11 protein-coding genes are annotated in these 14,557 nt (G+C 61.2%); 6 read left to right on the top strand and 5 right to left on the bottom strand.

Annotated features, from left to right (window positions below; all coding sequences use genetic code 11):
• Nucleotides 1-111: 111 nt before the first annotated feature.
• Complete coding sequence (gene rmf / locus ACZZZU_RS05250) at nucleotides 112-327, bottom strand: ribosome modulation factor (protein WP_122453312.1); 216 nt, start codon at nucleotides 325-327, stop codon at nucleotides 112-114.
• 578 nt (nucleotides 328-905) lie between these two features.
• On the opposite strand from rmf, the gene rlmKL reads away from it, so the two are divergent.
• Nucleotides 906-3,125, top strand: a complete 2,220-nt coding sequence (rlmKL, locus tag ACZZZU_RS05245) for a bifunctional 23S rRNA (guanine(2069)-N(7))-methyltransferase RlmK/23S rRNA (guanine(2445)-N(2))-methyltransferase RlmL (protein ID WP_463549971.1) — start codon at nucleotides 906-908, stop codon at nucleotides 3,123-3,125.
• Between the two features lie 54 nt (nucleotides 3,126-3,179).
• Here the strand turns inward: rlmKL and ACZZZU_RS05240 are convergent, their stop codons facing one another.
• The 4 genes from ACZZZU_RS05240 to ACZZZU_RS05225 all read right to left on the bottom strand — a co-directional run bounded on the left by ACZZZU_RS05240 (nucleotide 3,180) and on the right by ACZZZU_RS05225 (nucleotide 6,740).
• Nucleotides 3,180-3,920, bottom strand: a complete 741-nt coding sequence (locus tag ACZZZU_RS05240; RefSeq protein WP_122497877.1) for a YciK family oxidoreductase — start codon at nucleotides 3,918-3,920, stop codon at nucleotides 3,180-3,182.
• 63 nt (nucleotides 3,921-3,983) lie between these two features.
• Nucleotides 3,984-4,655, bottom strand: coding sequence for an N-acetylmuramic acid 6-phosphate phosphatase MupP (mupP, locus tag ACZZZU_RS05235; RefSeq protein ID WP_122497878.1), 672 nt, complete (start codon nucleotides 4,653-4,655; stop codon nucleotides 3,984-3,986).
• Nucleotides 4,655-5,353 carry a bifunctional 2-polyprenyl-6-hydroxyphenol methylase/3-demethylubiquinol 3-O-methyltransferase UbiG gene (ubiG, locus tag ACZZZU_RS05230; protein WP_463541884.1) on the bottom strand — a complete coding sequence of 233 codons (699 nt, stop codon included), beginning with the start codon at nucleotides 5,351-5,353 and terminating at the stop codon, nucleotides 4,655-4,657. Before ubiG ends, mupP begins: the two co-directional genes overlap by 1 nt.
• A gap of 46 nt (nucleotides 5,354-5,399) precedes the next feature.
• Nucleotides 5,400-6,740 carry a TRZ/ATZ family hydrolase gene (locus ACZZZU_RS05225; RefSeq protein WP_463549970.1) on the bottom strand — a complete coding sequence of 447 codons (1,341 nt, stop codon included), beginning with the start codon at nucleotides 6,738-6,740 and terminating at the stop codon, nucleotides 5,400-5,402.
• Between the two features lie 200 nt (nucleotides 6,741-6,940).
• On the opposite strand from ACZZZU_RS05225, the gene mtnA reads away from it, so the two are divergent.
• The 5 genes from mtnA to hisC all read left to right on the top strand — a co-directional run bounded on the left by mtnA (nucleotide 6,941) and on the right by hisC (nucleotide 14,556).
• The gene (gene mtnA / locus ACZZZU_RS05220) at nucleotides 6,941-8,017 is read left to right on the top strand and encodes an S-methyl-5-thioribose-1-phosphate isomerase (protein ID WP_463549969.1); all 1,077 of its coding nucleotides are present in this window, start codon (nucleotides 6,941-6,943) and stop codon (nucleotides 8,015-8,017) included.
• A gap of 279 nt (nucleotides 8,018-8,296) precedes the next feature.
• Nucleotides 8,297-11,125: a DNA gyrase subunit A gene (gene gyrA / locus ACZZZU_RS05215; protein ID WP_463382433.1), complete on the top strand. Its 2,829-nt coding sequence runs from the start codon at nucleotides 8,297-8,299 to the stop codon at nucleotides 11,123-11,125.
• Between the two features lie 99 nt (nucleotides 11,126-11,224).
• Entirely contained in the window at nucleotides 11,225-12,310 is a 1,086-nt protein-coding gene (gene serC, locus ACZZZU_RS05210) for a 3-phosphoserine/phosphohydroxythreonine transaminase (protein ID WP_122453305.1), read from the top strand.
• A complete protein-coding gene (gene pheA, locus ACZZZU_RS05205) occupies nucleotides 12,311-13,417 on the top strand; it encodes a prephenate dehydratase (protein ID WP_122497890.1) in 1,107 nt (368 codons plus the stop codon).
• A 26-nt stretch (nucleotides 13,418-13,443) separates the two neighbouring features.
• Nucleotides 13,444-14,556, top strand: a complete 1,113-nt coding sequence (hisC, locus tag ACZZZU_RS05200; RefSeq protein WP_463549968.1) for a histidinol-phosphate transaminase — start codon at nucleotides 13,444-13,446, stop codon at nucleotides 14,554-14,556.
• Nucleotide 14,557 lies beyond the last annotated feature (1 nt).

Below are 14,557 nucleotides of genomic sequence, written 5' to 3'. Positions count from 1 at the left end.
ACGCAGCCAATAAAAAGGCCTCCTTAAAGGAGGCCCTGGGCTCTCGCCCGCCGTCCGGATGGGACGTGCATGGTTAAGCGGAGAGTAAATAAGTAGTCGGAGTTTCCCTGTTTAACCGACTGCGTTGAGTTCATTAAGCCTATGGATACCGGCGGTGCCGATCAGTCCGTCCCAATTGTCACCGCGACCTTCTCGCCAGCCGTTGATCCAGGCTTGGCGCACGGACGGAAGAGTAAATGGACACAATTCACGAGATTTGCCATGGACGCCAAATTGATAGCCGCGCAAAAAAGCTCTTTCTAAAGGATCACGCTTAAGTCTTCTCATAGGGTGTTGCCCTCACTTGTTGACTGTTATGTCCTGGTTCGCCTCTTGACGAGGCCTGGCAGAAAGCCTCTGCCAGTGGAGCCCGCTGCCGGCGTTACGGGTCTCCTCCCAGCGCCGTTGCGACGTTGGGCTGAGTTGATTTCTATCGAATGCGGCGGGTGCTGGGAATGATCGTTTTGTCATAAGCACGTAACGTTTGTCGTGGTGCGGCCATAAGCAAACCGCTACGGTACGGCCTGCGCCAACGGGGCCGGGGCCGCAGCTGGAAATAACGGCGATTGGCCAGTGCGATATTTTCGCAGTTGCGATGTTCATCGATTCCGACGAAGGGTCTCGAATACGTTTTTTTGCGGTGTCCGTCGCCTTTTTTTGGTGTCGGATACCGCCGCCAAACCTGCAAGCAGGCGCGGCAAAGGGGTTGCGTCTAGGCTGCTTTCACACGGGCTGGCCTGGCAGCTCGAGCCGTAAGGCTCACCAAGCGCTTCATTTCGATGCGCGGGACCGGAGGGTAGAACCCCGGTTTTTAACCGGGCACGCAGCTCAACTGCGCGCCATTACGCTTAGGCACTGGAATACACATGTCGGATCGTTACGAACTTTTTCTTACCTGCCCCAAGGGCTTGGAAGGCTTGCTCGCTGAGGAAGCCACCGCGCTGGGGTTGGAGGAAACCCGTGAACACACCTCGGCGATCCGCGGCTTCGCGCAGATGGAAACGGCCTATCGCCTGTGCCTCTGGTCGCGCCTGGCCAACCGCGTATTGCTGGTGCTCAAGCGCTTTCCCATGGCCAATGCCGACGACCTCTACGACGGTGTGCTGGACGTCGACTGGGCTGAACACCTTGACGCGGCCGGCAGCCTGGCTGTCGAGTTCAGCGGCAATGGCTCGGGTATCGACAACACTCACTTCGGCGCCCTGAAAGTCAAAGACGCCATCGTCGACAAGCTGCGCACCAGCAGTGGCGAGCGCCCCTCGATCGACAAACTCAACCCGGACCTGCGCATTCACCTGCGCCTGGACCGTGGCGAAGCCATTCTCTCGCTCGACCTCTCCGGCCACAGCCTTCACCAGCGCGGCTACCGCTTGCAGCAAGGCGCCGCGCCGCTGAAAGAAAACCTCGCCGCCGCCGTGTTGATTCGCGCCGGCTGGCCGCGTATCGCCGCTGCCGGTGGCGCGCTGGCCGACCCGATGTGTGGCGTCGGCACCTTCCTGGTCGAAGCGGCGATGATCGCTGCCGATATCGCGCCGAACCTCAAGCGTGAGCGCTGGGGCTTTACCGCCTGGCTCGGCCACGTGCCGGCACTTTGGAAGAAGCTGCATGCCGAGGCGCAGCAGCGTGCTGACGAAGGCCTGGCGAAACAGCCGTCGTGGATTCGCGGTTACGAGGCCGACCCTCGACTGATTCAACCCGCGCGCAACAACATCGAGCGCGCCGGCCTTTCCAACTGGATCAAGGTGTACCAGGGCGAAGTGGCCACGTTTGAGCCGCGCCCGGACCACAACCAGACCGGCCTTGTGGTGTGCAACCCGCCGTACGGTGAGCGTCTGGGGGACGAAGCCAGCTTGCTTTACCTCTACCAAAACCTCGGTGAACGCCTGCGCCAGGCGTGTATGAACTGGGAAGCGGCGGTGTTTACCGGCGCGCCAGATCTGGGCAAGCGCATGGGCATTCGTAGCCACAAGCAATACGCCTTCTGGAACGGCGCACTGCCCTGCAAGCTGCTGCTGATCAAGGTGCAACCCGAGCAATTCGTTACCGGCGAGCGCCGCACTCCTGAGCAGCGTGAGCGCGAGCGTGAACAAGCGGCCCAGGGGCATGAAGTCGAGGCGCCGGCCAGCGCGCCAGTTGAGCAGGCACGCCTGAGCGAAGGCGGGCAGATGTTTGCCAACCGCTTGCAGAAAAACCTGAAAACCCTGGGCAAATGGGCGCGCCGTGAGGGCGTGGATTGCTACCGTGTGTATGACGCGGACATGCCTGAATACGCCCTGGCTATCGATCTGTACCACGACTGGGTGCACGTTCAGGAATACGCGCCGCCCCGCACCATCGACGCCGACAAGGCCCAGGGGCGGCTGTTCGACGCCCTGGCGGCCATCCCGCAGGCGCTCGGTATCGATAAGTCGAAGGTGGTGATCAAGCGTCGCGAGCGCCAGAGCGGCACCAAGCAGTACGAGCGCCAAGCCAGCCAAGGCACCTTTACCGAGGTCAGCGAGGGCGGCGTGAAGTTGCTGGTCAACCTCACCGATTACCTCGACACCGGCTTGTTCCTCGATCACCGCCCGCTGCGCCTGCGCATTCAGCGTGAAGCGGCCGGCAAGCGTTTCCTCAACCTGTTCTGCTACACCGCCACGGCGTCTGTGCACGCGGCCAAAGGCGGCGCGCGCACGACCACCAGCGTAGACCTGTCGAAAACCTACCTGGACTGGGCGCGCCGCAACCTGTCGCTGAACGGCTTCTCGGATAAGAACCGTTTGGAGCAGGGCGATGTGATGAACTGGTTGGCCGCAGATCGCGAGGAATACGACCTGATCTTTATCGACCCGCCGACCTTCTCCAACTCCAAGCGCATGGAAGGCGTGTTTGACGTGCAGCGCGACCACGTGCAGTTGCTAGACCTGGCCATGGCGCGGTTGGCGGCCGGTGGCGTGCTGTATTTCTCCAACAACTTCCGCAAGTTCCAGCTCGATGAAGGACTGGCGGCGCGGTATCAGGTGGAAGAAATTACCGCCAGCACGCTCGATCCGGACTTCGCCCGCAACGCGAAAATCCACCGCGCGTGGCGTTTGATGGCGAAGTAACGAATCTGACGCCCACAAAAAAGCCGCTCTGTTGAGCGGCTTTTTTGTGGGCGCTTACTGCGCGTCGAACGCTTGGCCGTTCACGCCTTGGCTGTCTGGCCCCATCAGGTACAGATACACCGGCATGATCTCTGCGGGCAGCGGATTGTTCATCGGGTTTTCGCCGGGGTAGGCGTGGGCGCGCATGTCGGTGCGGGTGGCGCCCGGATTGATGCTGTTGGCGCGCACGTTGGTGATGTCGGCCACTTCGTCCGCCAGCGTTTGCATCAGGCCTTCGGTGGCAAATTTCGAGACGCCATAGGCGCCCCAATAGGCCCGGCCTTTGCGTCCTACGCTGCTGGAGGTGAAGATCATCGACGCATCGGCAGACAGTTTCAGCAGCGGCAGCAAGGTGCTGGTGAGCATAAACATAGCGTTCACGTTCACCTGCATCACGCGCATGAAATTGTCGCCAGACAGCTGCTCCAGCGGCGTGCGCGGGCCAACGATGGACGCGTTATGCAGCACGCCGTCGATGTGGCCGAATTCGTTTTCGATCATCACCGCCAGTTCGTCGTACTGGTGCGCCAGCGCTGTTTCCAGGTTGAAGGGAATCACCACCGGTTGCGGGTGCCCGGCCGCTTCGATCTCGTCGTACACGGCGCTCAGATTGGCTTCGGTTTTACCGAGCAGCAGAACGGTGGCGCCATGGGCGGCGTAGGTTTTTGCAGCGGCGGCACCGATTCCACGGCCGGCGCCAGTCACGAGAATGGTACGGCCCTTGAGCAAGTCGGGGCGGGCGGAATAGTCGAACATCAGCAGTCTCTCTAGGAATAAGCCGGTCGGGCGCTGGGAAGCGGCCGACCGGGAATCAAACAGTCAGCAGCTACACAACGCCCGATCCAGCACGGCGCGCAGTTCGGACGGGTGATCAACCACCACGTCGGCGCCCCAATGGCGCGGGTTGTCGTCGGGATGGATATAGCCGTAGGTCACGGCTGCGGTTTTGGTGCCGGCGGAGCGGCCCGATTCGATGTCACGCAAGTCGTCGCCGATATACAGCACGCTCGCCGGGTCCAGGCCCAGGCGCGAACAGGCCAACAACAGCGGCTCGGGGTCCGGTTTGCTGTTAGTGACGTGATCTGGGCAAATCAGAATGGCCGAACGCTTGGCCAGGCCCAACTGTTCCATGATCGGCGCCGCGTAGCGCACCGGCTTGTTGGTGACCACGCCCCAAATCAGCTTGGCGTGCTCAATGTCGGCCAACAGCTCGGCGATGCCGTCGAACGGCTTCGTCAACACGGCGCAGTGGTCCTGATAGCGCTCCAGGAACTCCAGGCGCAGGGCTTCGAACTGCTCGGACATCGGGTCTACGTCAAAGGCGCGCAGCACCATGGCGCGGGCGCCGCCGGAGACGTGGTCGCGAATCAGCTTGTCTTCCATCGGCGGCAGGCCGCGGGCGGCGCGCATGGCTTGGGCGATGGCGATGAAGTCTGGCGCGCTGTCGAGCAGCGTGCCGTCCATGTCGAAAAGAACCGCTTGCAGGCGCATCAGGCCCCCTTCACGGTCTGGATCATGTAGTTGACGTCTACGTCGTTGGCCAGCTTGTAGTGCTTGGTCAGCGGGTTGTAGGTCAAGCCGATGATGTCTTTGACTTCCAGGCCGGCGGAGCGGCTCCACGCGCCGAGTTCGGACGGGCGAATGAATTTCTTGAAGTCGTGGGTACCGCGCGGCAGCAGGCGCATCAGGTATTCGGCGCCGACGATGGCGAACAGGTACGCCTTGGGGTTGCGGTTAATAGTGGAGAAAAACACCTGGCCGCCGGGTTTGACCATGGCGTAACACGCGCGAATCACCGAGGCCGGGTCGGGCACGTGTTCGAGCATTTCCAGACAGGTGACTACGTCGAACTGCTCGGGCATTTCTTCGGCCAGGGCTTCGGCGGTGCACTGGCGGTATTCCACCTGTACGCCGGATTCCAGCTGGTGCAAACGCGCGACGGCGAGCGGCGCTTCGCCCATGTCGATGCCGGTAACAGTGGCGCCGCGCTGGGCCATGGCTTCGCTGAGAATGCCGCCGCCGCAGCCGACGTCGAGCACTTTCTTGCCAGCTAGGTTGACCCGCTCATCAATCCAGTTCACCCGCAGCGGATTGATGTCGTGCAGCGGCTTGAACTCGCTTTCGCGGTCCCACCAGCGGTGGGCGAGGGCGGAGAATTTGGCGATTTCGGCGTGGTCGACGTTGCTCATACAGGTTTCCTCAAATCGAATTCGGTGGCGGCCAGGGAGCCCTTGGTCATTTCAAGGGCGCGCGGCTGCTGGCGATTTTCTGGCCCCAGGCGCGGGCGCTGGCGTGCAGTTTGTCTTCGTCCATGCGGGTCAGGCGACGGTTGTCGAGCAACTGCTTACCGCCGACCCAGACATGTTTGACGCTGTTGCGGTTGCTGGCATAGATCAATTGAGAGACCGGATCGTACACCGGTTGTTGCGCTAATTCGGTGAGGTCAAATGCCACGATGTCGGCGGCCTTGCCGATTTCCAGCGAGCCGATTTCGTTTTCCAGGCCCAGCGCGCGGGCGCCGTTCAAGGTGGCCATGCGCAGGGCCCGGTGTACGTCCAGGGCGGTGGCGGAACCGGCCACGGCTTTGGCCAGCATGGCGGCGGTACGGGTTTCGCCGAGCAGGTCGAGGTCGTTGTTGCTGGCCGCGCCGTCGGTGCCGATGGCCACGTTCACGCCCGCTTGCCACAAGCGCTCGACCGGGCAAAAGCCGCTGGCCAGCTTCAGGTTCGACTCGGGGCAATGAATGACGCTGGCGTTACTTTCCACCAGCAACTGCAGATCTTCGTCATTTACCTGGGTCATGTGTACGGCTTGAAAGCGCGGGCCGAGCAGGTCGAGCCGGGCCAGGCGGGCCATCGGGCGCTCGCCATGCTGCTCCAGGCTTTGCTGCACCTCAAAGGCGGTTTCCTGCACATGCATATGAATGCCGGCATCCAGCTCCTCGGCGAGCATGCGGATGTTTTCCAATTTGTCGTCGCTGACGGTGTACGGCGCGTGCGGGCCGAACGCCACCTTGATGCGCGGGTGCAGGCGCAGGTCGTCGAACAGGTTCAGCCCTTTGCGCAGGGCTTCGTCGGCGTCACGGGCGCCGGGGATTGGGAAGTTCAGCACCGGAATGGTGATCTGCGCGCGAATGCCGCTGGTGTGCACCAGCTCGCTTGCGACCTCCGGGAAAAAGTACATGTCGGAGAAGCAGGTGATGCCGCCCTGCAACTGCTCGGCAATGGCCAATTCGGTGCCGTCGCGAATAAAGCTTTCATCCACCCATCTGGCTTCGGCAGGCCAAATGTGGTCTTGCAGCCAGTTCATCAGCGCTTTGTCGTCGGCCATGCCGCGAAACAGGCTCATCGCCGCATGACCATGAGCGTTAACCAGGCCGGGGCTGAGCAACATGCCCGGCAGCTCGCGCACCTCGGTCGCCGGATGGCGCAGGGCCTCGTCGCGCGGGGCGATCAGGGCGATGCGACCGTCGCGAATACCCAAACCGTGCTCCTGCAACACCACGCCGGCAGGCTCGACGGGCACCAGCCAGGTTGGCAGGAGCAGCAGGTCGAGCGGGGCGGCGGTGTTGGGCATGGCGGCATCCAGAGGCTATAACGATGGGCGTGTAACAGTAGGCTTTTGACAGTATCGCCTACGTCTATGTAGGAAGTTGACTACGCCAGGCTCGGAACGCTGGCCTGGACGGGTTTTTGCGCTGACGAAGTATACCCGAGCGCCCAAGTGTGGGGCTCGCTATAATCCGCGGCTTTTCGCTTCTGAGTACGAGGATGGTCATGCGCGAGCAATTGTTGGCAGCAGAGAAGGTTACAGCCATCGATTGGCGGGATGGCGCGCTGTACCTGCTGGACCAGCGTGCGTTGCCTTTCGAGGAAACCTGGGTGCGCTTCGACTCGGCGGCCGGTGTCGCCCAAGCGATCAAAGACATGGTAGTGCGCGGCGCCCCGGCTATTGGTATTGCTGCGGCTTATGGCCTGGCGCTCGGTGTGCGGGCGCGAATGGCCGAAGGCGATGACTGGCAGATGGCGCTGGAAGAAGACTTCGAAACCCTCAATAACTCGCGGCCCACGGCGGTCAACCTGTTCTGGGCGCTGAACCGCATGCGTGAGCGCCTGTACCGCCTCAAAGACAGCGACGATGCGTTGGCGATCATGAATGCCGAGGCCGAGGCCATTCACGAAAGCGACCGCGAGGCCAATCTGACCATGGCGCAATTAGGTGTCGACCTGATTCGCCGCCATCAAGGCAACCTGCAAACCTTGCTGACTCACTGCAACACTGGCGCCCTGGCCACTGGCGGCTTCGGTACGGCGTTGGGCGTGATTCGGGCGGCCTACCTGGATGGCTTGGTCGAGCGCGTGTATGCCGACGAAACCCGGCCGTGGCTGCAAGGCTCGCGCCTGACCGCTTGGGAATTGCTCAACGAAGGTATTCCGGTGAGCCTGAACGCCGACTCGGCGGCGGCGCATCTGATGAAAACCAAAGGCATCACCTGGGTAATCGTCGGCGCCGACCGCATCACCGCCAACGGCGATGTGGCCAACAAGATCGGCACCTATCAATTGGCCGTAAACGCCATGCACCACGGCGTGCGCTTTATGGTGGTGGCGCCGAGCTCGACCATCGATATGAACCTGGAAAGCGGCGACGACATTCCGATTGAAGAACGCGCTGGCAGTGAGCTGCTGGAGCTGGCTGGCAAACGGGTGGCGGCGGATGTGCCGGCGGTGAATCCGGTGTTCGATGTGACCCCGGCTGACCTGATCGATTTCATCGTTACCGAGAAGGGTGTGGTCGAGCGTCCGGACAAGGCCAAGATGGCCCTGCTCATGTGCCGCAAGCGTCTGCACTAACGCCTTCATTTATTAGCGTTTGTGCCCGTTCAGGTGATGTCATTTATATGGCCTCGCCTGACGCGCGGCCTGCGTTGCGGGGATAGGTTCAGGGCATCGGTTGTGGTACTCTCCGTCAGTTTTCAAGGGGGCCTGCCATGGCCACCCCAATTGCGCAGATCCATGCCATAACTCGTTGATTTGTCATGTGTCGTTGTGGCCTGAAGGCGGCAACGGCGAACTCCCCGTCATTCAGGATGAATGCGCGGAGTTTCACCAGAAAAAGGAACCAGGCTTCTCATGGGCGAACTGGCCAAAGAAATCCTCCCGGTCAATATCGAAGACGAGCTGAAACAGTCCTACCTCGACTACGCAATGAGCGTAATCGTAGGGCGCGCCTTGCCGGATGCACGTGACGGCCTCAAGCCCGTGCACCGTCGCGTTCTGTACGCGATGAGCGAGCTGGGCAACGACTGGAACAAGGCTTACAAGAAATCCGCCCGTGTGGTCGGTGACGTAATCGGTAAGTACCACCCCCACGGTGATACGGCGGTTTACGACACCATCGTCCGTATGGCGCAGCCCTTCTCCTTGCGCTACCTGCTGGTCGACGGCCAGGGCAACTTCGGTTCGGTAGACGGCGACAACGCCGCCGCCATGCGATACACCGAAGTGCGCATGACCAAGTTGGCCCATGAACTGCTGGCCGACCTCGACAAAGAAACGGTCGACTGGGTGCCCAACTACGACGGCACCGAAATCATTCCGGCCGTTATGCCCACCAAGATCCCCAACCTGCTGGTCAACGGTTCTAGCGGTATTGCCGTGGGCATGGCGACCAACATTCCGCCGCACAACCTCACCGAGGTTATCGACGGTTGCCTGGCGCTGATCGACAACCCCGAGCTGACGATCGACGACCTGATGCACTACATCCCCGGTCCGGACTTTCCGACTGCGGCGATCATCAACGGTCGTGCCGGCATCATCGAGGCCTACCGCACCGGCCGTGGTCGCATCCAGATTCGCGCCCGCGCCATGTTCGAAGACATCGACAAAGTCGGTGGCCGCCAGCAGATCGTGATCACCGAGCTGCCGTATCAGCTCAACAAAGCCCGCGTGATCGAGAAGATTGCCGAGCTGGTGAAAGAGAAGAAGCTCGAAGGCATCACCGAGCTGCGCGATGAGTCCGACAAAGACGGCATGCGCATCGTCATCGAGCTGCGTCGCGGCGAAGTGCCGGAGGTGATCCTCAACAACCTCTACGCGCAAACCCAGCTGCAAAGCGTATTCGGCATCAACGTGGTGGCGCTGATCGACGGCCAGCCGAAGATTCTGAACCTCAAGGATCTGCTTGAAGCGTTCATTCTTCACCGCCGTGAAGTGGTTACCCGCCGTACCGTCTACCTGCTGCGCAAAGCCCGTGAGCGCGGCCACATCCTTGAAGGCCAGGCCGTTGCGCTGTCCAATATCGACCCGGTTATCGCGGTCATCAAGGCGTCGCCTAGCTCGGCAGAAGCCAAGGAAGCGTTAATTTCCCAAGCCTGGGAATCCAGTGCCGTGCAGGGCATGGTTGAAGCGGCTGGCGCCGAAGCGTGCCGCCCGCAAGACCTCGACCCGCAATATGGCCTGCGTGACGGCAAGTATTACCTGTCGCCAGAACAGGCTCAGGCGATTCTCGACCTGCGTCTGCACCGCCTGACCGGTCTTGAGCACGAAAAACTGCTGGCCGAGTACAAAGAAATTCTCGACCAGATCGGCGAGCTGATCCGCATCCTGACCAGCGCCACGCGCCTGATGGAAGTGATCCGCGAAGAGCTGGAAGGTGTGAAAGCCGAGTTCGGCGACAAGCGTCGCACTGAAATTCTCGACACTCGTCTGGACCTGACTCTAGGTGACTTGATCACCGAAGAAGAGCGTGTAGTCACCATTTCCCACGGTGGTTATGCCAAGACCCAGCCGCTGTCGGCCTATCAGGCCCAGCGTCGCGGCGGTAAAGGCAAGTCAGCTACCGGCGTGAAGGATGAGGACTACATTGAGCACCTGCTGGTCGCCAACAGTCACGCTACGCTGTTGCTGTTCTCCAGCAAGGGCAAGGTGTACTGGCTGAAAACCTACGAAATCCCGGAAGCGTCCCGCGCTGCCCGTGGTCGTCCGTTGGTGAATTTGCTGCCGCTGGACGAAGGTGAATACATCACCACCATGCTGCAGATCGACCTCGAAGCCCTGCAGAAAACGGCCGGCGCTGACGACGATCTGGACGACGCCGAAGATGTGATCGAAGGCGAAGTGGTGGAAGCCGAAGAAGCGGCGGAAGTCGAAGAAGTCGAAGGCGAGACCGCTGAGTGGGTGGCTGAGCCGACCGGCGAGTACATCTTTATGGCCACCGCCATGGGCACCGTGAAGAAGACCCCGCTGTCGCAATTCGCCCGTCCGCGTACCAGCGGCTTGATCGCGCTGAAGTTGAAAGAAGGCGACACCCTGATCGCAGCGGCCATCACCGACGGCGCCAAGGAAGTCATGCTGTTCAACGACTCCGGTAAGGTGATTCGCTTCGCTGAAAGCTCGATCCGCGTGATGGGCCGTGGCGCCCGTGGTATTCGCGGTATGCGTTTGGGCAAAGGGCAAACGCTGATTTCCATGCTGATTCCTGAATCCGGCGCGCAGATTCTTACTGCCTCCGAGCGCGGCTTCGGCAAGCGCACCGCCTTGAGCAAATTCCCGCGTCGCGGTCGTGGCGGTCAGGGCGTTATCGCCATGGTCACCAAGGAGCGTAACGGCAAGCTCATTGGCGCTATTCAGGTGCAAGACGGCGAGGAGATCATGCTGATTTCCGATCAGGGCACCTTGGTGCGTACCCGTGTGGACGAAGTGTCCAGTTCGGGCCGCAACACCCAAGGCGTCACGCTGATCAAGCTGGCCTCTGACGAGACGCTGGTTGGCCTGGAGCGTGTGCAGGAACCTTCGGAAGTGGAAGGGCAAGTGCTGGTTGGCGAAGACGGTGAAGTGCTGGAAGGCGCTGAGCTGGATGATGCCGACATCGATGCTGCTGACTTGCACAGTGCCGATCTGGACGACGCGATTGACGCGGTGTCCGACGACGCGGCCGAGGCGCCAAGCGAAGACTAAGCGGGCAGGGCGCGCTGCCTTCGGTGGCGCGCCTCACACCTGCACGAATGACAGCATGCACCGTCGCTCGGTTGACGGTGTAGAACGAGAGAGACTGACGTGAGCAAGCGAGCCTTTAACTTCTGCGCAGGCCCAGCCGCGCTTCCCGAAGCTGTACTGCAACGTGCTCAGGCCGAGCTCCTGGACTGGAATGGCAAAGGCCTTTCGGTCATGGAGATGAGCCATCGCAGCGATGACTACGTGGCCATTGCTGAGAAAGCCGAGCAAGACCTGCGCGACCTGCTCGCTATTCCGTCGAACTATAAAGTGCTGTTTCTGCAAGGCGGCGCGAGCCAGCAATTTGCCGAAATCGCCCTGAACCTGCTGCCAGAAGACGGTACGGCCGACTACATCGACACCGGCATCTGGTCGAAGAAAAGCATCGAAGAAGCGCGTCGCTACGGCAACGTCAACGTCGCCGCCAGTGCCAAGCCGTACGACTACTTCGCCATCCCTGGCCAGAACGAATGGCAGCTCACTAAAGACGCCGCTTACGTTCACTACGCCAGCAACGAAACCATCGGTGGTCTGCAATTCGACTGGATTCCGGAAACCGGTGACGTGCCGTTGGTGGTTGATATGTCTTCGGACATTCTGTCGCGCAACCTCGACGTGTCGAAGTTCGGCCTGATTTACGCCGGCGCCCAGAAGAACATCGGTCCGTCCGGTTTGGTCGTGGTGATCGTCCGTGAAGACCTGCTCGGCCGTGCTCGCTCCAGCACGCCGACCATGCTCAACTACAAAGTCGCGGCCGATAACGGCTCGATGTACAACACGCCAGCGACCTTCTCCTGGTACCTCTCTGGCCTGGTGTTCGAATGGCTGAAAGAGCAGGGCGGTGTCGCGGCCATGGAGCAGCGCAACCGGGCGAAGAAAGAGCTGCTGTACGGCGCCATCGACGCCAGCGGTCTTTACAGCAACCCGATTGCCATTAATGCGCGCTCCTGGATGAACGTGCCGTTCCGTCTGGCGGACGAGCGCCTGGACAAGCCATTCCTGGCCGGCGCGGACGCCCGTGGCCTGCTGAACCTTAAAGGCCACCGTTCGGTCGGCGGTATGCGCGCTTCTATCTATAACGCCGTCGGCCTCGATGGCGTTCAAGCGCTGGTTGCCTACATGGCGGAGTTCGAGAAGGAGCACGGCTAAATGACAGGTGTACCTTCCGAGCACGAGCTCAAAGCGCTGCGGGTTCGCATCGATAGCCTCGACAAGCGAATCCTCGATTTGATCAGCGAGCGCGCCAGCTGCGCGCAAGAAGTGGCACGGGTGAAAATGGCCGCGCTGCCCGAGGGCGAGAAGCCGGTTTTCTACCGTCCAGAACGCGAAGCCTGGGTGCTCAAGCACATCATGGAACTGAACAAAGGCCCACTGCCAAATGAGGAAGTGGCGCGTTTGTTCCGTGAAATCATGTCGTCGTGCCTGGCGCTTGAGCAGCCGCTGAAAGTGGCTTATCTGGGGCCGGAAGGTACCTTTACCCAAGCAGCAGCCATGAAGCATTTCGGCCATGCGGTCATTACCGTACCGATGGCTGCCATCGACGAAGTGTTCCGCGAAGTGGCCGCCGGTGCGGTGAACTTCGGCGTGGTGCCGGTGGAAAATTCCACCGAAGGCGCGGTGAACAACACCCTCGACAGCTTCTTCGAACACGACTTGGTGATTTGCGGCGAAGTTGAGCTGCGCATTCACCATCACTTGTTGGTCGGTGATGTCACCAAAACCGACCGCATTACCCGCATTTACTCCCACGCTCAGTCCCTGGCGCAGTGCCGCAAATGGCTGGACGCGCATTACCCGAACGTGGAGCGCGTAGCAGTTTCGAGCAACGCCGAAGCCGCCAAGCGGGTGAAGAGCGAGTGGAACTCAGCGGCGATTGCCGGCGACATGGCCGCTGGTTTGTATGGCTTGAGCAAGTTGGCCGAGAAGATTGAAGACCGTCCGGATAACTCCACGCGCTTCCTCATCATTGGCAGTCAGGAAGTGCCGCCGACCGGCGACGACAAGACCTCGATCATCGCCTCGATGCGCAACCAGCCGGGCGCCTTGCATGAACTGCTGGTGCCGTTCCATGCCAATGGAATCGACCTGACCCGCATCGAAACGCGGCCATCGCGCAGTGGCAAATGGACCTATGTGTTCTTTATCGACTTTGCTGGCCATCACCGTGATCCGCTGATCCGTGACGTGCTGGAAAAGATCAATCAGGAAGCGGTCGCACTGAAAGTATTGGGCTCGTATCCCAAGGCAGTGCTGTGACCTCCACGATTCTCTGAGGAGAACCCATGAGCAGTGATTTCCTCGCCCTGGCCCAGCCCGGCGTGCAAAAGCTTTCGCCTTACGTGCCGGGTAAACCGGTAGACGAGCTCGCCCGGGAGCTGAATCTGGACCCGGCCAGCATCGTCAAATTGGCCAGTAACGAAAACCCGCTGGGGCCAAGTCCGAAATCGCTGGAGGCCATTCGCGTGGCGGCCGCCGAATTGACGCGTTACCCGGACGGCAACGGCTTCGAATTGAAAGCGGCGCTGGCTGAGCGCTGCGGTGTGCGGACTAATCAAGTGACGCTCGGCAACGGCTCGAACGACATTCTTGAGCTGGTCGCCCGTGCGTATTTGGCGCCGGGCTTGAATGCGGTGTTCAGCGAGCACGCGTTCGCCGTTTATCCCATCGCCACCCAGGCGGTGGGCGCTCAGGCCAAAGTGGTGCCGGCGAAGGAGTGGGGGCACGACCTCGACGCCATGCTCGCGGCCATCGACGCCAACACCCGTGTGGTGTTTATCGCCAACCCGAACAACCCGACCGGCACCTGGTTTGATGCCGATGCGTTGCGCCGTTTCCTCGCCAAGGTGCCAGCGCATGCGTTGGTAGTGCTCGACGAGGCGTATATCGAATACGCCACTGGCGGAGAACTGCCGGATGGGCTGAATTTCCTCGCCGCGCACCCGAACTTGCTGGTGTCGCGCACCTTCTCCAAGGCGTATGGCCTGGCTGCGTTGCGCGTGGGCTACGGCGTATCGTCGCCCGCCATTGCCGACGTGCTAAACCGCGTTCGCCAGCCGTTCAACGTCAACAGCCTCGCCCAGGCGGCGGCTTGTGCGGCGCTGGCGGATGCGGCCTACCTTGATGAAAGTCGCGCGCTCAACGACGCGGGCATGCAGCAACTGGAACAGGGTTTCCGCACGCTGGGCCTGAGCTGGATTGCCTCGAAAGGCAACTTCATCGCTGTGGACCTCGGACGCGAAGGCATGCCGGTGTATCAAGGCCTGCTGCGTGAAGGCGTGATCGTACGTCCGGTTGCCAACTACGGCATGCCGAACTTCCTGCGCGTCACCATCGGCCTGCCGGCTGAGAACACCCGCTTTCTAGATGCGCTGACCAAGGTTCTCGCCAGTGGCTGAT

The sequence above is a fragment of the Pseudomonas sp. AC136 genome (genome assembly GCF_979258585.1).
Note: the sequence above shows the minus strand (reverse complement) of the source record. Positions and strands in the feature narration are given on the sequence as shown.